The sequence below is a fragment of the Mesorhizobium sp. B2-3-2 genome (assembly GCF_006442295.1).
In the GTDB taxonomy this organism is placed as follows: Bacteria; Pseudomonadota; Alphaproteobacteria; order Rhizobiales; family Rhizobiaceae; genus Mesorhizobium.
In genome coordinates, this window is record NZ_VFWA01000011.1 from 42,483 (window position 1) to 58,146 (window position 15,664).

General features: G+C 64.5%; 13 protein-coding genes. 4 read left to right on the plus strand and 9 right to left on the minus strand.

Annotated elements, in window-relative coordinates; translation table 11 throughout:
- Window positions 1-118: 118 nt before the first annotated feature.
- Together FJ964_RS22210 and FJ964_RS22215 are read right to left on the minus strand one after the other, a co-directional pair.
- The gene (locus tag FJ964_RS22210) at window positions 119-2,011 is read right to left on the minus strand and encodes an ABC transporter ATP-binding protein (protein WP_140552389.1); all 1,893 of its coding nucleotides are present in this window, start codon (window positions 2,009-2,011) and stop codon (window positions 119-121) included.
- The gene (locus FJ964_RS22215) at window positions 2,011-3,867 is read right to left on the minus strand and encodes an ABC transporter ATP-binding protein (protein WP_140552390.1); all 1,857 of its coding nucleotides are present in this window, start codon (window positions 3,865-3,867) and stop codon (window positions 2,011-2,013) included. The genes FJ964_RS22210 and FJ964_RS22215 overlap by 1 nt, the downstream gene beginning before the upstream one ends.
- Before the next feature lie 373 nt (window positions 3,868-4,240).
- On the opposite strand from FJ964_RS22215, the gene FJ964_RS22220 reads away from it, so the two are divergent.
- From FJ964_RS22220 to FJ964_RS22230, 3 genes are all read left to right on the plus strand, one after another.
- The gene (locus tag FJ964_RS22220; protein WP_140552391.1) at window positions 4,241-5,260 is read left to right on the plus strand and encodes an isopenicillin N synthase family oxygenase; all 1,020 of its coding nucleotides are present in this window, start codon (window positions 4,241-4,243) and stop codon (window positions 5,258-5,260) included.
- Window positions 5,261-5,586: 326 nt separating this feature from the next.
- Window positions 5,587-6,276, plus strand: a complete 690-nt coding sequence (locus tag FJ964_RS22225; protein ID WP_140552392.1) for an SDR family NAD(P)-dependent oxidoreductase — start codon at window positions 5,587-5,589, stop codon at window positions 6,274-6,276.
- A 409-nt stretch (window positions 6,277-6,685) separates the two neighbouring features.
- Window positions 6,686-6,937, plus strand: a complete 252-nt coding sequence (locus FJ964_RS22230; RefSeq protein ID WP_140498383.1) for a DUF768 domain-containing protein — start codon at window positions 6,686-6,688, stop codon at window positions 6,935-6,937.
- A gap of 52 nt (window positions 6,938-6,989) precedes the next feature.
- On the opposite strand, the gene FJ964_RS22235 is transcribed toward FJ964_RS22230, so the two are convergent.
- The 3 genes from FJ964_RS22235 to FJ964_RS22245 form a co-directional block, all read right to left on the minus strand.
- Complete coding sequence (locus FJ964_RS22235) at window positions 6,990-8,108, minus strand: P1 family peptidase (protein ID WP_140552393.1); 1,119 nt, start codon at window positions 8,106-8,108, stop codon at window positions 6,990-6,992.
- A 9-nt stretch (window positions 8,109-8,117) separates the two neighbouring features.
- The gene (gene xseA / locus FJ964_RS22240; protein WP_140552394.1) at window positions 8,118-9,749 is read right to left on the minus strand and encodes an exodeoxyribonuclease VII large subunit; all 1,632 of its coding nucleotides are present in this window, start codon (window positions 9,747-9,749) and stop codon (window positions 8,118-8,120) included.
- A gap of 76 nt (window positions 9,750-9,825) precedes the next feature.
- A complete protein-coding gene (locus FJ964_RS22245) occupies window positions 9,826-10,782 on the minus strand; it encodes a LysR substrate-binding domain-containing protein (RefSeq protein ID WP_140552395.1) in 957 nt (318 codons plus the stop codon).
- Window positions 10,783-11,016: 234 nt separating this feature from the next.
- On the opposite strand from FJ964_RS22245, the gene FJ964_RS22250 reads away from it, so the two are divergent.
- On the plus strand, window positions 11,017-11,307 hold the full coding sequence (locus FJ964_RS22250) for a DUF1127 domain-containing protein (protein WP_140552396.1): 291 nt from the start codon (window positions 11,017-11,019) through the stop codon (window positions 11,305-11,307).
- A 164-nt stretch (window positions 11,308-11,471) separates the two neighbouring features.
- Here FJ964_RS22250 and FJ964_RS22255 read toward each other — a convergent pair whose 3' ends face one another.
- From FJ964_RS22255 to FJ964_RS22270, 4 genes are all read right to left on the minus strand, one after another.
- Entirely contained in the window at window positions 11,472-12,488 is a 1,017-nt protein-coding gene (locus tag FJ964_RS22255; RefSeq protein ID WP_140552397.1) for a DUF937 domain-containing protein, read from the minus strand.
- 98 nt (window positions 12,489-12,586) lie between these two features.
- Window positions 12,587-13,960: a glutamate--cysteine ligase gene (locus FJ964_RS22260; protein WP_140552398.1), complete on the minus strand. Its 1,374-nt coding sequence runs from the start codon at window positions 13,958-13,960 to the stop codon at window positions 12,587-12,589.
- A 237-nt stretch (window positions 13,961-14,197) separates the two neighbouring features.
- Entirely contained in the window at window positions 14,198-14,932 is a 735-nt protein-coding gene (locus FJ964_RS22265; protein WP_140552399.1) for a 16S rRNA (uracil(1498)-N(3))-methyltransferase, read from the minus strand.
- A gap of 31 nt (window positions 14,933-14,963) precedes the next feature.
- Window positions 14,964-15,611, minus strand: a complete 648-nt coding sequence (locus FJ964_RS22270; protein ID WP_140552400.1) for a hypothetical protein — start codon at window positions 15,609-15,611, stop codon at window positions 14,964-14,966.
- Window positions 15,612-15,664 lie beyond the last annotated feature (53 nt).

The window sequence follows — 15,664 nt, forward strand, 5'->3', positions numbered from 1 at the left end:
CTGATGCGCCAGGAGACACGACGGTTTCAGGCCAGGGTGATCCGCAACAGCCGGAACCCTTCCCGCCCCATCGGACGGAACTGACCGTAAGAGCGCTCAGCGTTGGGTCAATGCGCGATCACGTCGCCTTGCCGACGGCCACGTCCATTTCCATCTCGCCTTCCGAAATGTCGTCGAACGAGGCGTAGTTCATGTTGTAGAGGCGGGCGTAGAGGCCCTGTCGTTGCATCAATTGGTCGTGGTTGCCGCTTTCGACGATCTCGCCGTTCTGCAGCACGATGATGCGGTCGGCGCCGCGGATGGTGGCCAGCCGGTGGGCGATGACCAGGCCGGTGCGGCCCTCCAGCAGTTTTACCAGCGCCTTCTGGATCAGCATCTCGGTGTAGGAATCGATGCTGGCCGTGGCTTCGTCCAAGACAAGGATCTTGGCATCGGCCACCAGGGCCCGCGCGAAGCTGATCAACTGGCGCTGGCCGAGCGAGAGATTGCCGCCGCGCTGCTCGAGTTCGGTGTCGTAGCCGTCGGGCAGGTCCTCGATGAAGTCGTGCGCGCCAACGGTTTGCGCGGCGCGCACCACCTCTTCACGGGTGGCATCGGTCTTGTGATAGCGGATGTTCTCCAGCACCGTGCCGGAGAACAGGAACGGCTCCTGCAGCACCATCGCCACCTGCTCGCCGAGCGAGTCCTGCGTGAGGTCGCGCACGTCATGCCCGCCGACCAGCACCTGGCCCGACCAGACATCGTAGAAGCGGTGCACCAGCGCCATCGAGCTCGACTTGCCCGAACCGGTCGGGCCGACAAGGGCCACGGTCTCGCCCGGATTGACGCGGAAGGAGATGTTCTTCAGCACCGGCAGGTTCTGCCGGTAACCGAAGGTGACGTTCCTGAACTCGACGGAGCCGTCCATGTCGCCCGACAGCGCGATGGCGCCTTGCCTGTCGCTGACCTCCACCGGCACGTCGAGCACTTCGGAGATGCGCTGCCCCGAGGCCATGGCGCGCTGCATGACGCTGTACTGCATGGTGAGAGAGCGGATCGGGTCGAAGAAGCGCTGGATATAGAACAGGAACGCCACCATGATGCCGACGTCGAGATTGTGCGAGAGCACCATGGAGCCGCCGACGACGATGACCGTGGCCATCGCGATCCCGGTCAGCGTGTCGACGATCGGCACCATCACCTGCGCGTATTTCGCCGACCTCAGATGCGCATTGAGATTGGACAGCACCTTCTCGTCATAGAGGTCGAAATTGACGTGCTGGCGTTCGAGACTCTGCACCGTGCGCACGCCGTGAATGCCTTCGGCCAGTGCGCCGTTGGCGATGGAATTGGTTTCGTGCGCCGCCATGAAGGCGACCTTGGCGCGCGGCAGCCAGAACAGGCGCACGATGAACAGCATCGGCATGGTCGACAGCGTCAGCAGCCCGAGTCGGAAATCGAGCCACAAAAGCACGCTGACGATGCCGAACAGCAGCACGATATCGCCCACCGACATGACCGACGTTTCGAGGAATTCCTGCATCGAATTGACGTCGCCCTGCAGGCGCGACATCAGGCGGCCGACCTCGGTCTTGTCCATGAAGCTCAGCGAGACGCGCTGGAGGTGGCTGAACATGGCGCGGCGCAGATCCGACAGCACGTTCTCGGCTACCTTGCCGACGACGCTTTCCTGCACATGGCTGGCGGCATAGTTGATGAGGATGATCACGGCGAAGATGCCAGTCGCCCAGATCATCACCGACCGGTCCAGCCTGCCTGGCGCCATGCCATGGTCGATGGCATAGCGGATGACCAGCGGGATCGCTAGTTGCGTCAGCGTGAACACCAGCACCGCCGCGACCGAGATGTAAATTCGCCCCTGATACGGGCTCACGAAGCTCCAGATACGCCGCACGATGCGCGGATCATAGGCTTTGCCGAAAACCTCCTCCTCGTCGCGGTGCGAGCCGACGACCGCCTTTGTCGGCCGCCCGCTTTTGTCTTCCTTCTCGTCATCGTCCTGCGTCGACATCACGCGGCTCCCTCGAGCCGGTCGTCGTCCGGCCGCAGCTGCAGGTCGTGGAGCGCGCGGTAGCGTCCGCCGAGCGCCAGCAATTCCTCATGCGTGCCGCGCTCGACGATGCGGCCGCCCTCGACGAACAGGATCTGGTCGGCATGCATCAGCGAACTCAGCCGGTGCGAGATGATCAGCGTCACACGGTCCCTGGCGAAGCGCTTCATCGCCGCCCGGATCCGCTGCTCGGTGCCGGCATCGATCGCGGCGGTCGAATCGTCGAAAACCAGCACCGACGGTCGCAGCATCAGGCTGCGCGCGATGGTCAGGCGCTGGCGTTGGCCGCCGGAGAGCGACGCCCCGCGTTCGCCGACGACCGTGGTGTAGCCCGCCGGAAGCCCGATGATGTAATTGTGCAGCTGGGCATACTCTGCGGCTTGGCCGATGCGGGTCTCCCGCGCCCAGGGATTGCCATAGGCGATGTTGTTCTCGATCGAGGTCGTGAACAGGAACGCGTCCTGCTGTACCACGCCGACCGCCTTGCGCAGCGATTGCAGCGTGACGCCGCGGATGTCCTGGCCGTCGATGGTAATAGCGCCCGAGGTGACGTCGTAGAAGCGCGGGATCAGGTGTGCGATGGTCGACTTGCCGCTGCCTGGCGGGCCGACGATACCGATCGTCTCGCCGGACCTGGCCTCGAAGGAAATGCCGGAAAGCGTCGGCCGCTCGCCCGCGCCCTCATAGCGGAAGCCGACATCCTCGAAGCGCAGCACGCCGTCGCTGATGACGAGGTCCTTGGCGTCGGGCGCATCCTTGATGTCGAGTTCGGCGTCGAGCAGTTCGAACAGCCGCGTGCCGCAAGTCGAAGCGCGCGCGAAGGAGTTGACCATCAGGCCGAGCTGGCGAACCGGCATCTGCAAAATGGTCATGAAGGTGAGGAACTGGGCCAGCGTGCCGACGCTGATCTGGCCTGCCATCACCTTCTGGCCGCCGAACCACAGCACGAGGCCCATGGCGGCCAGGAACGAGAAATTCATGGCGCTGGTGTTGCTGACGCGGATATCGACGCGCTCATTGGCGAGGTCCAGCGCGTTTTGCTTGGCCCGATCGAACTTTTCCATCTCATGCTTCTGCGCCGCGAAAGCGCGCACGACACGGATGCCGCCGAGGTTCTCGTCCATCACCCGGCTCAGCACCGACAGCCGCTCCTGCAGCATCAGCCAGGTGCTGCGCAGCCTGAGCTGGGTAACCGAAGACCGCCAGGCGACGAACGGCACGAAGCTCAGGCTCAAGAGCCCGAGCACGAGATCGGTGCTGATCAACAGATAGGCGCCGACGCCGATCAGCACGCCAAGCAGCACCACGCGCAGTATGCCGGTGGAAAAGAACATGCGCACGCCGTCGAGGTCGAGCAGGCCGAGCGTGATGAGGTCGCCGGTGTGGACCTTGTCGTGGAAGGAGAAGCTCAGCCGCTGGATCTTCTCGTAGAAGGCCAGGCGCAGCTCATAGCCGGTCCGATGGCCGACCGCCTCGCCAAAATAGTTCTGTGCCATCGTGAAGAGGCCGCGCAGGATGCTGACGACGAGCAGCGTCAGCGCCGTATTCCACAGCGCCTGCTCGGCCGCGGCATTTGCACCGGCAGCCACCACGCCTTGCGCCTGGTCTATGGCGTGTCCCAAGAGGCGCGGAATGAAAAGCTGCAGCGTCGCGGCGATGAAGGTCGAGACGATGGTAATGGCGACCTGCCAAGGGTGACGCAGCGTCATGCGCATGATGCGCAGCAAGGTGCCGAGGCCCTTGCCCCAGGAGGCTTGCGCCACATGGGCAAACGATTTGCCGCGCCCCGCCGCGCTGCCGATTGCTTGCGTGTTCAAGGAAATTATCCAAACCGATCCGGACTTTAGCCCGGACGAATGAAACAGACTCAAATTCAAGTGGCGTGATGTTACGCGCCTCCCGCGCGGCCGTTCAAGGGCCAATGACGGCTTCGCACTGTGCCTGAAATGACGCACCGGTGTTTCGCGCAATGATCGCGCTCATCGTCAGGCTGCCCGCCCAAATAGAAAAATTGTTCGTCCCGGTGGCATCGAAAAGCCGATCGTTCCTTTCCCGGCGCACTGAACTCCGTGAGATTTGGGACATCGATGGTGGCTTCGGCCGCTGGAAAAGGAGCAGCACATCCACGGGCCCGGTTTTCCGGGCGACGTTTTCAAGCAGCGCCCGGAAAGAACCCGGAAAGGAGCTGACATGCCCAGAATAGTGCCCGTGCTCGATCTGAGCCGTCTCGACCAAGGCGCGTCGGAGCGCCGGACGTTTCTGGCGGATCTGCGCTCCGCCTCGCGCGATATCGGTTTTTTCTATTTGGCCGGCCACGGCATCCCATGGGCCGACATCAGCGAGACTCTCGCCGCTTCGCGGGGTTTCTTTGCCTTGCCGGAAGCCGACAAGCTGTCGATAGAGATGGTCAATTCCTCGCAGTTCCGCGGCTATACCCGCGCTGGCGGCGAACTGACCAGGGGCAGTGCCGACTGGCGCGAGCAGCTCGACATCGGCGTCGAGCGCCCGCCCATCGCGCAAGGTCCGGGAATTCCTGCCTGGACGCGGCTGCAGGGCCCGAACCAGTGGCCGTCGGCGTTGCCGGAGCTGAAGCCGGCGCTGCTGGCCTGGCAGGTCAAGGCGACGGCCGTGGCCATTCGTCTGCTCAAGGCCTTCGCGCTGTCGCTCGACCAGGCCGAGGACGCTTTCGATCCGATCTATCGCGGCGAACCCAATCATCGCATGAAGATCGTGCGCTACCCCGGCCGCGAAGCGACCGGCGGCGACCAGGGCGTCGGCGCGCATAAGGATGGCGGCTTCCTAACGCTGCTGCTCCAGGACGAGAACAAGGGCCTGCAGGTCGACTATGACGGAAGCTGGGTGGACGTGGAACCGATTCCCGGAACGCTCGTCGTCAACATCGGCGAGCTGCTGGAACTCGCCTCGAACGGCTATTTGAGAGCCACCGTGCATCGCGTCGTGACGCCGCCCGCCGGCGTCGAACGCATCTCGGTGCCGTTCTTCTTCAGCGCCAGGCTCGATGCCACGATACCGCTGCTGGAGCTTCCCGAGGAATTGGCGGCGCAGGCGCGCGGGCCGGCCAGCGATCCCGACAATCCGCTGTTTCGCGATGTCGGAACAAATGTGCTGAAGAGCAGGCTGCGCTCCCATCCCGACGTCGCGCGGCGTCATTATGCCGATCTGCTTGAGCCCGAGACCCGGGCAGGCTGAGCCATTCGGCAGGTAGAAATTTTTGTAGGACAGCACGATTTTAGGATCCTATTCGTCGCCAGCGCGCGAAAATGGGCTCAAGATAAAATTATCGTTCGAGGTTTCCTCCCATTCCTCCGAACGGTGTTCCCCTCTGAAGGTTATGACCTTCTTTCTGGCCGGGCCGTCTTCGCGCCCGGCCATTTTTCTTTGCCGGGAGCAGTTTTGGCGGCCTGGGAAGCGCGCCACGACGACACGCGATTTTCTTGGAGTGCTTTCTCTTGCGTTCCACTTGGGAAGGCGCAACCCTGTCCAAATCCAGTCACCACCGCGAAAGAGAGATGCTCATGACATCCAATGTCGCCGTCATTGCCGGAGCGGGATCCGGATTGAGCGCCTCGCTTGCGCGCCTTCTTGCAAGGGAAGGGTTTCGTGTCGTGCTGGCCGCCCGCAACGTCGAGAAGCTCGACCCATTGCTGGCGCAGACCGGCGCCCAAGCCGTGGCAACCGATGTCTCCGATGCCGCGTCGGTGCAGCGCCTGTTCGAGATAGTTGACAAGGCCGGGCCGCTGTCGCTCGTGGTCTTCAATGCCAGCGGACGCGCCCGTGGCCCGATCGCCGAACTCGATCCAGAGGCCGTCAGGCAGGCTTTGCTGGTGGGGGCCTATGGCGGCTTCCTGGTTGGCCAGCAAGCGGCCAACCGGCTGCTTTCGCAAGGCTCGGGCTCGATCTTCTTCACCGGCGCGACGGCAAGCGTCAAGGGATTCGCCGGCTCGGCCGGTTTCGCGATGCCCAAGTTCGGCTTGCGTGGACTGGCGCAATCCATGGCTCGCGAACTGGCCCCCAAGAACATCCATGTCGCGCATTTCGTCATCGATGGCGCCATTGCCTCGACCGCGCCGGGAGAGGCTCCCGACCCGCAGGAGCGACGGCTGTCGCCGGACGCGATCGCCGATGCCTATCTCGGCATCCATCGCCAGAACCGCAGCGCCTGGACCTGGGAACTCGAGCTCAGACCCTGGGTCGAGACCTTCTGATCGGCACGGTGACCTATGCGGCTTTCGCGGGGCTTCCATGCAAGGCGGCGGGGAGAGTCGACATTGCATGGCGATGTCACTATATAGCGGCGGCTTCGATGGCTTGTGCCTGGAAACGGCAACGTCATCGGGCAGCTGTTGTGACAGCCATTGAGATGCAAACGGACCTGAAAACCGTAAGAAGCAAGTAGAAGCAGCCTCTCGAGGCGGGACAGGATTCCCGCCAATCGATACCCGCCCCCCAGAAACAGAAAATGTTCTTCAATCCTCTATTTCCTTTGGCTCTGTGGACCTTGGACGACATCGGCTTGCCGTCCGGTGGCGACTCGGCTGGAATGGGGACATGCATCCTTCACCGGATGCCGACGTTTATGATTACCAACCGGCTTCGCCGCCAGGGAAAAGCAATATGAGTGAGCACGCCATCGAATTCTTGCAGGGATGGATTGGCGAAAAAGTCCATTGCCAGTCCCACGCCAGGATCGAGAAGCAGGCCGAAACACTGGCCAGGGAATGCGCTGCCAAGGCGGCCGAGGTCGGCATACCGCTGGAGGATATCCAGGAAGAAGTCGGCGATATCCAGGAACTCATTGCCTCCCGGCTCGAGGAAGCGGCCGAGGCCGACGAGCACCAGCAGGCCGCGAGCAAGGCCGCGGAATAATTCAGAAGCAATCCTGTATGAGTACGCGGACCATTCGGTCCGCGTATTTGTCTCAGCCGAATTTCTCCTTCAGCCACGCCTTCGGCAGCGCCGGCACGAAATTGCCGTCGCGCCCGGTCATGTCCTCGTTGGCGATCATCGCATTGAGGACGGCTTCCTCGACGCCCTGGACCACGGCATCGAAGAACGGATCGATGTCGGTGTCTGGGATGAACTCGGCGCAAGCGATCCGGCCCGGCGGCGCCAGGGCCGCGTCGGGATTGGCGGTAGAGAAGGCAAGGAAGATGTCGCCGGAACTGTGATAGCCGAAGCCGCCGGTCATGGCGACGCCGAGCGGCACGCGACGGGCCAGCCGCTTCATCTGATGCGGCAGGAACGGTGCGTCGGTGGCAATGACGGCGATGATCGAGCCTTTTTCGGCACGTGGCGTGCCTTCGCGGATCGCCGGTTCGACGAGCTCCGGCCCGGCGCGCAGGCCGCGAAGCGTGAAATTGCGCCGCTTGCCGAAATTCGCCTGCACGAAGGCACCGACAGTGTAGGCACGGCCTTGCCATTCGGTGATGCGCGACGCGGTGCCCGAACCGGCCTTGAAGCCGAAGGCGATCATGCCGGTGCCGCCGCCGACGCTGCCTTCCTCGATCGGTCCGCTGGCGGCACCGTCGAGCGCCTCGGCAACATGCCCTGATGTCACATGGTGGCCGTTGATGTCGTTGAGGAAGCCGTCATAGGTTTCCGCTGCCACCGGCAGTCCCCAGCCGCTGTCGAGTGCCGCCGGCAGCACCTGGCTCATCCAGCGCAGCGTGCCGTCGCGCGAAACGCCGCAGGAATGCGTGTTGGTGACGGTGATGGGGAAGTTGAAGGCGCCGGTCTCCTCGACGATGTGCGAGCCGGTCAGTTCGCCATTGCCGTTCTGGCTGAAGATGCCGGCAAAGACCGGCGTGGCGAGCTCGCTGCGCGGCCTGGGCAGGACCGCGGTCACGCCGGTGCGCACCGGTCCCTGGCCTACGACGAGCGGGCCGTCGCCTGAAATCAGCGTGGAATAACCGACCGACACGCCGGCCACGTCGGTGATCGCGTTGAACGGGCCAGGCGTGCCGTCGAAGCCGATGCCTAAGCTTCGCGCGCGCGGCTTGCCGGAGGGCGTTTTCCGATGATGCGGATTGTCTGTCATGTCACGGCTTCAGAATAGAGAGCCCTGGCTGCCGGGCTCCTTGGCCTTGGCCGCGGGTTTGGCGACGGGTCTTGGCCGCGCCGAGCCGCTGGTCGCGACCGCATCCGCCGTGCCGTCGGCGAACTCCAGGGAGAGCGCCATCCCCGCCGACAATTCCGCCGCACGCTTGACGACGGCGCCGTCGGCATCCTTCACCAGGGCGAAGCCGCGTGCCAGCACGGCCTTGTGCGACAGAGTCGCCAACAAGCGGTCGGCCTGGGCGACGCGGCTGCGCAGTCGCTCAAGCCTCAGCGATGCCGCATGCGTGCTGCGCCGCGTCAGCGCGGTCAGGAAATCCCTTTGGGTCCGCTGCCGCCGCGCCGTAGGCTCTATGGTGATGCGGCCCTGCAGCGCCGCCAATTGCTGCCGGTGCCGCTGCAGCGACGCCCGCGCGCATTTCGGCAACCGATCGGCGGCGCGATTGAGTTCCGCGCGCCGGGCTCTCGTCAGCGTGCGCAACGCGCCCTGTGCCCGCAGGAGATTGCGCTCGTTGGTCCGCCGTGCCTCGGCAATTCGCTGCGACAGCATTGCCGGCGTCAGTTTCAGGGCAAGGAAGCGTCCCCGCTTGCGCTCGGTCGAAACCATGAGGCCACGTCCGAGCCGGCTCGTCGCCTCGTCGAGGCGGCGCCGTGGCAGCGCCAGCAATTGATCGGGCGAGGGCAGCGCACGTGCCGCCGCGCGGACAGCCTGGCGCTTGCGCTCGAAATTGCGCGAAACCGCCGCCTTGAGCCGTGCGCCGAGACTGGCGAGCGTCGCTTCGAGGTCGGCCTTCACCGGGACGGCGATTTCGGCCGCCCCCGTCGGCGTCGGCGCCCTCACATCCGCGACGAGGTCGATCAGCGTCCAGTCGGTTTCGTGGCCGACGGCCGAGATCACCGGAATGGCGGAGGCGGCGACGGCGCGGGCCAGCGCCTCGTCGTTGAAGCCCCACAGGTCCTCGAGGCTGCCGCCGCCGCGCGCCACGATCAGCAGGTCCGGGCGCTCGATGACGCCGTCCCATGCCAGCGCGTTGAAACCGGCGACGGCGGCGGTCACTTCGGCGCCCGCGGTCTCGCCTTGCACCCGCACCGGCCAGACGAGCACATGCAGTGGAAAACGATCCTTGATCCGGTGGATGATGTCGCGGATGACGGCACCCGTCGGCGAGGTGACGACGCCGATGACCCGCGGCATGAAGGGCAGCAACCGCTTGCGGCCCCCCTCGAACAGGCCTTCGGCCTGCAGCCGGCGCTTGCGCTCTTCCAGCAGCGCCATCAAGGCTCCGGCGCCGGCCGGTTCCAGATTGTCGATGACGATCTGGTAGTTGGATTTGCCGGGATAGGTGGTGAGCCTGCCGGTGGCGATCACCTCCATTCCTTCTTCGGGGCGGAATTTCAGCCGGCCCATCGTGCCTTTCCACACCACGGCGTCGAGCCGCGCGCGGTCGTCCTTCAGCGTGAAATAGGCATGGCCGGAGGAGTGCGGCCCGCGATAACCCGAGATTTCACCGCGCACCCGCACATTGCCGAAGGCATCCTCGACCGTGCGCTTCAGCGCGCCTGATATCTCGCTCACCGTATATTCGGTGGCGTTGCTGCGTGATTCGGATGCTGCTTCGCTCATCGGCCGATTGGGGGCTGGTTGCGCGCCGGCGTCAAGCTGGCTGTTTTCAGGTCAGCGTTCAGTTGCGTCTGATCGCCTACCAGCCCGGCAGGATCTGGTTCGGCTTGGTTCGCCGCATCTTGCTGAAGGCGAGTGCCGCGAAATCGAACGTTCCCGTCTCTTCGCCAAGCGGCACCGAGATGTTGTCCAGGCTTTCCGAAATGTGCCGGGCCAGCGCATCGACGATCTCCGGCCGCGAGGTTTGGCCGCGCATGATGCCGATGCGGCAGTCGGGCAGGGCGCCGAAGCCATCGGCCTCGCCCAGCACCCGCATGCCGGGCCGCAAGGCGCATTCCGGCAGCACCGAGATCGCCAGGCCCGACAACACCGCTGCGGTGATGACCGTTGCGGAAAAACTGGTGAACAGGATGCGATAGTCGCGGTTCTGCTGGTCAAGCACGTCGACGGCGGCGCGCCGCCAGATACAGTTTGGCCGACCAAAGGCCATCGGCAGCGTTTCCTGCTCGTGCGTGGCGTGGTTGGCCGAGGTGACCCACAGCAGCGGTTCGCGCCGCACCACCTCGGACTGGCCGCGCACGTCGTTATGCGTCACCAGCGCCAGGTCGAGATTGCCGCGCTTGATGTGTTCGACCAGCCCCGGCGTCGGCTCGCAGACGACGGTCAGTTCGACGCGTGGATTGGAACGTGTGAAGCGCGCCATGATCTCGGGCAGGAAACGGTCGGCGTAGTCGTCCGGCGTACCGATGCGGATGGTGCCTTCGAGCCGCCGGTCGTCGAAGGCGGCCAGCGTTTCGCGGTTGAGATAGAGCAGCCGTCTTGCGTAGGAAAGCAGCTTGTCGCCTTCCTCCGTCAGTCGGTTGCTGCGCCCTTCCTTTTCGAACAGCGGCTTGCCGATCCGCTCCTCCAGCCGGCGCATCTGCATCGACACCGCCGACTGGGTGCGGTGCACCTCTTCGGCCGCACGCGTAAAACTGCCGGTATCGGCAATCGAGATGAAGGTCTGCAACTGATCGAGATCGAGCGGCGCTTTCATCGGTTCAATCCATCATTGATGTTGATGCTAAAGATTAGAAACATTCGTTGGATTAATCAATCGCGTGGTGGCAAATTGGCATTGTCCACATGAAACCAATGCATGTCGCCCAAAGTGGACACCGGCTCTGGGCCAAAGACATGCATTTCTTGAAGTGAATCGAAACCGGAACGGTCGCTGTTTGCTAAGCGCCGATTGCCTGGTTTTGCCCGTTCGAGTCTGAAGGAGACCGACATGGCCACGTTTGATTTCGCCACCGAGACCTCGCGCATCACCACGCGTCCGGCCGTTGCGACGCGCGTGGCAAATACCGTCTCCAACGCTTACCGCGCCTGGAAAAACCGCCGTGCCTTCTATCGCCTAGGCGAGATGTCGGACGCCGAGCTCGCCGATATCGGCCTCACGCGCGCCGACCTGCACGTCGCCATCGACGTGCCGTTTGGCCGAGATCCGACGGCGATGTTGCGCGAAATCGCCAGCGATCGCGTCGAAACCATCGAGGACATCGCCCGCAGGGTGGCCTGATCGGTTGAGTTTCGGTTCCGCTGAACCTTTCAGCAATCAGCGCGACCAAGGTTCATGCAGGCTTCCCACTCCCTGCCGGTCCCCCGCCGGCCTGCCTGCACGCTGCCCGGTCCTCCCAAGGACCGGGCTTTCTTTTTGGATTGGGTAAAGCCAACTTGCGACGGCTATCGCCGATCCATGCCGCGCTTGAACTGGTCGAAAATCGACTCCATGCCCTTTTGGTAGTCGTCGCGCTGCTGCGCTCCGGTCTCGAACATCTTGCCGAACAGATCGTCGAATGGGTTCCTCGGCCTGCCGCTCGGATTGGTCTGCGGCTGCGGCGCCTGGGGCTGCTGCCGAGCTTGAGGCTGCGGCGCCGGCTGCCCGCCGGATACACCGCCGCCGCCCTGGCGCAGCATCTCCTCGAAGATCTTGCCTAGCGGACTGTCGCCATAGGGGCTCTGGGTCTGCTGCGGCTGGGGCCGGCCTTGCGGCTGCGGCGCGCCACCGCCGAACATATCCTGCAGCACCTTGCCGAGCGGATTGTCGCCATAGGGATCGGGAGGCGGCTGAGGCTGGCTTTGTGGCTGCGGCGTTCCGCCACCGAACATGTCCTGCAAGACCTTGCCGAGCGGATTGTCCACCGGGGCCTGCGGCTGTGGTGCCTGGCGCGGTTGTGGCGCCGGGGCTTGCACGCCCCCGCCTTGCCGCATCATCTGCTCGATGATCTCGCCCAGAGGATTGTTGCCGCCACCCCCGAAACCGCCGGCCGCCTGCATCTGACTTGTCGTCTGCTTGAACAGCCCGCCCATCAGCATCGAGGCCAGGGCCGGCAGCATCTGCTGCAGCACCTGCTGGCTCACGCCGCTCGCCTGCGCCGCCTGACTGGCAACGGCGCGCGACAGATCCTTGGAGCCGAACAGATGCCCCAGAATGCCGTTGCCCTCATCGACGCCTTGCGGCGAGAAGGCCCGGGTCGCGTCCTCGAAATATTTGGCGTGCTGGCCGCTTGCCATCGCCGTCATGAAGGCGCCGAGCCCATAGAGGTCTGCGGTGTTGCGCTGCAGACCCTGCGAAAAGGCCGGCAGCAGCGCGGCGACCGCCGCCTGCGTCTGCTGCATGGAAAGCCCATATTGTTGGGCAAGCGCCTGCATGCCGTTGCCGTTCTGGGCCTGCGCCAGCATGTCGAACAAGGAAGGCATTGGTCTCTCCTCCGGAAATCCCGCCGGAGGAGCCTAATTCGTTTCCACTGCCGATTGAAGCGCCTTTTGGAGGACCCCGGCCGCCTCGAAGCCGAGGGTCAATAGGCGTATTCCATGAACACCGGCTCGATCGAGCCGCCCCAGCGCGTGTGGTAGGCCGACAGCAACTCCTCGGCGCTGGTGGTGCCGCGCGCCACGACTTCGTCGAGCGTGTTGAGGAACGAGGTCTCGTCATAGCCGTCGCGGTTCTTCTTGCCGCGGTTCTTCAGCCCCATGCGCGAGATGGTGAGCACGTCGCGCGCGATGTCGCGAAGCGTGGTGTTGCGGAACGGCGCCGAAATGCCTTGTTCGGGCACGGCGTTGCGCATTGCCAGCACTTCCTCATAGGTCCAGCTCGAGGTCAGCGCCTCGGCCGCATCGAGCGCAGCCTCGTCATAGAGAAGCCCGACCCAGAAGGCCGGCAGGGCGCAGATGCGTCGCCACGGCCCGCCGTCGGCGCCGCGCATCTCGAGAAAGCGCTTCAGCCGCACGTCGGGGAAGAGCGTCGACAGATGGTTCGCCCAGTCGCCCATCGTCGGCAATCCGTCCGGGATTTCATTGCGGGCGGCCCCGGCCATGAACTGACGGAAGGTGACGTGCGTCATGTCGTGGTATTGTCCGTCGCGGATGACGAAATACATCGGCACGTCGAGCGCCCACTCGACATAGTCGGCGAAGCCGAAATCAGGCGAGAAGCAGAATTCGAGCAGGCCCGAGCGCTGGTTGTCGGTGTCGCGCCAGATGTCGCCGCGCCAGCTCTGCAGGCCGTTCGGTCGGCTCTCCGTGAAGGGCGAGTTGGCGAACAGCGCCGTCGACAGCGGTTGCAACTTCAGCGACACCTGCATCTTGCGCCGCATGTCCACCTCGCTCTCGAAGTCGAGGTTAACCTGGATCGTGCAGGTGCGGTACATCATGTCGAGGCCCTTGGTGCCGACCTTGGGCATGTAACGCGTCATGATCTCGTAGCGCGACTTCGGCATTTTCGGCGTCTCGGCCAGCGACCATTTCGGGCTGCCGCCAAGGCCGAGGAAGCGGATGCCCATCGGCTCGGCGATCTCGCGCACCTGGGCCAGGTGGGCGTTGCCCTCGCGGCAGGTCTGGTGGATCGTCTCCAGTGGCGCGCCGGAGAGTTCGAACTGGCCGCCGGGCTCCAGCGAAATCGCGCCCTGGCCGGTCGGCTCGACCAGGCCGATGATGCGGCCGTCATCGATGATGGGATCCCAGCCGAGCTTTGACTGCATGCCTTCGAGGATGGCGCGTATGCCGCGCTCGCCGCCATAGGGCACGGGCTCGTTGCCGTCGACGTAGAACGGGAATTTCTCGTGCTCGGTGCCGATGCGCCACTTGTCTCGCGGTTTGTTGCCCTCGGCCAGGTGCTCGACGAGTTCGTCCATGCCTTCGATCGGCCGGAAATCGGTTGTGTCGCGCGCCATCATCAAGCCCCTGCGGCACACGACCGAAATCGACCTCGATTTCCGGGATATGCGCCAAAATCAAAGTACTACAGCAGCCTTTGCGCGTCGACGCGCGGCACTGCAGGGCGGCCGGACGACCGCCGGCGCTAGATGGACGAAATGTCAGTAGCCGATCAAGCGAAAAATCCTGAGCCAGAGGTCAACAGGAATTGAACGATGCGGCTCTTCCATTTCCAGAAAAGAGAAGGAAGAACCCTACCAATCCCCGATCGTGGCCTGCATCACCGCCAGTGCGGCGACGGCGGCCGTATCGGCGCGCAGGATGCGCGGGCCGAGCGGAATGGCGGTGACGAAGGGCAAAGCGCGCAGCACCTTGCGCTCCTCGTCGGAAAATCCGCCTTCCGGCCCGACCAGCAGGCCGAGCTTCCTTTCGCTCAACGCTTGCAGCGCGGGCAAGGGATTGTTGGTCGAAGCGTCCTCATCGCAGAAGATCAGCCGCCGCTCCTTGTCCCAGCCGGTCAGCAGGCGTTCGAACCTTTCCGCTTCCCGCACTTCCGGCACCGCAAGTATGCCGCATTGCTCGGCCGCCTCCACGACGTTGGCGCGCAACCGGTCGATGGAGGGTTTGGCCACTTGCGTGTGCTGGGTAATGACCGGCTGCAGCACTCCGGCGCCCATCTCGACCGCCTTCTGCACGAGATAGTCGAGCCGGCCTTGCTTCAGCGGTGCGAAGCAGTAGACGAGATCGGGCAGCGGCGGTTGCGGCCGTTGCCGCGCCAGCACCCTCAGCTTCACCGCCTTCTTGGATTTGGCCGCGATGGCCGCCGACCATTCGCCGTCGCGGCCGTTGAACAACAGGATCTCGGCGCCCTCGCCAAGCCGCAGCACATGCTGGAGATAATGGCTTTGCTGCTGACCGGCATCGAATTCGGCGTCCGGCCCGAGATCGTCGGGCACGAACAGGCGTTGCATCTTGTAGTTGGCGCGCATCGCCGAGGAATGGGCGAGGCGGCGGTTGGCGTCAAGTCTTGGCGGAAGGATGCCAGACGGGTTCGTAGCCTTGCCTCAGCACGCGCACGGTGGTCGGCGGCGTTAACAGCCGCAGTGTCCGGCCAGCGAGGCCGTCGAAATCCCGCGCCCCGCAATATCCTGCGAACGACCAGCGCAGCGCCCTGCCGCGACGCAGGGCGTAGGCATCGCCGTCGCCGTCGATCATCGTGCCGTCGGGCAGGCCTGCAAGCTCGTCGGCCGCCACCACCGGAGGCTTGCCGCCCGAAGCCAGCCGTTCCTTGTGCAGCCGCTTGTCGACCTGCGGCGCGCGCGGCTCGGCAATGGCGAAGGCTTCGCCGAAGCGCTGGACAAAGTCCTTGGCCCGTTCGCGCCGGCAAAAGAAGCAGGGGCGATGCCCGGCGGCCAGTGCCGTCACCTCGTCGAGGAAGAACAGCTCGGTCCAGCCGGCCTTTCCTCCCGGCCGGTTGCGGCCCATCGGCTCGCGCCGCGCGCCGCGGAAGTCGCAGACGCAGATGATCCAGGCGTGAAGCGCCCAGCGTTTTTTCAACAGCGTCCTGGTCTCGGGATCGTGGATGATGCCGCGATTGCCCGTGAACAGGCCGCGCTCGGGCACGGCGTGGATGGCGCCGAACGGATCGACCCGGTTTTGCAGTGGCATAGTTTTCTCCGCGCGCCCGCATCTTGGCTGAAATGCCGGCGCCATGATATCGC

Bases quoted from the DNA above. Each gene is read 5' to 3' on its own strand.
- FJ964_RS22245 (WP_140552395.1), bottom strand. From the start codon at position 10,782: ATGAAAGCGCCGCTCGATCTCGATCAGTTGCAGACCTTCATCTCGATT.
- FJ964_RS22255 (WP_140552397.1), bottom strand. From the start codon at position 12,488: ATGCCTTCCTTGTTCGACATGCTGGCGCAGGCCCAGAACGGCAACGGC.
- FJ964_RS22270 (WP_140552400.1), bottom strand. From the start codon at position 15,611: ATGCCACTGCAAAACCGGGTCGATCCGTTCGGCGCCATCCACGCCGTG.
- FJ964_RS22235 (WP_140552393.1), bottom strand. From the start codon at position 8,108: ATGACAGACAATCCGCATCATCGGAAAACGCCCTCCGGCAAGCCGCGC.
- xseA (WP_140552394.1), bottom strand. From the start codon at position 9,749: ATGAGCGAAGCAGCATCCGAATCACGCAGCAACGCCACCGAATATACG.
- FJ964_RS22260 (WP_140552398.1), bottom strand. From the start codon at position 13,960: ATGGCGCGCGACACAACCGATTTCCGGCCGATCGAAGGCATGGACGAA.
- FJ964_RS22230 (WP_140498383.1), top strand. From the start codon at position 6,686: ATGAGTGAGCACGCCATCGAATTCTTGCAGGGATGGATTGGCGAAAAA.
- FJ964_RS22225 (WP_140552392.1), top strand. From the start codon at position 5,587: ATGACATCCAATGTCGCCGTCATTGCCGGAGCGGGATCCGGATTGAGC.
- FJ964_RS22210 (WP_140552389.1), bottom strand. From the start codon at position 2,011: ATGTCGACGCAGGACGATGACGAGAAGGAAGACAAAAGCGGGCGGCCG.
- FJ964_RS22265 (WP_140552399.1), bottom strand. From the start codon at position 14,932: ATGCGCGCCAACTACAAGATGCAACGCCTGTTCGTGCCCGACGATCTC.
- FJ964_RS22250 (WP_140552396.1), top strand. From the start codon at position 11,017: ATGGCCACGTTTGATTTCGCCACCGAGACCTCGCGCATCACCACGCGT.
- FJ964_RS22220 (WP_140552391.1), top strand. From the start codon at position 4,241: ATGCCCAGAATAGTGCCCGTGCTCGATCTGAGCCGTCTCGACCAAGGC.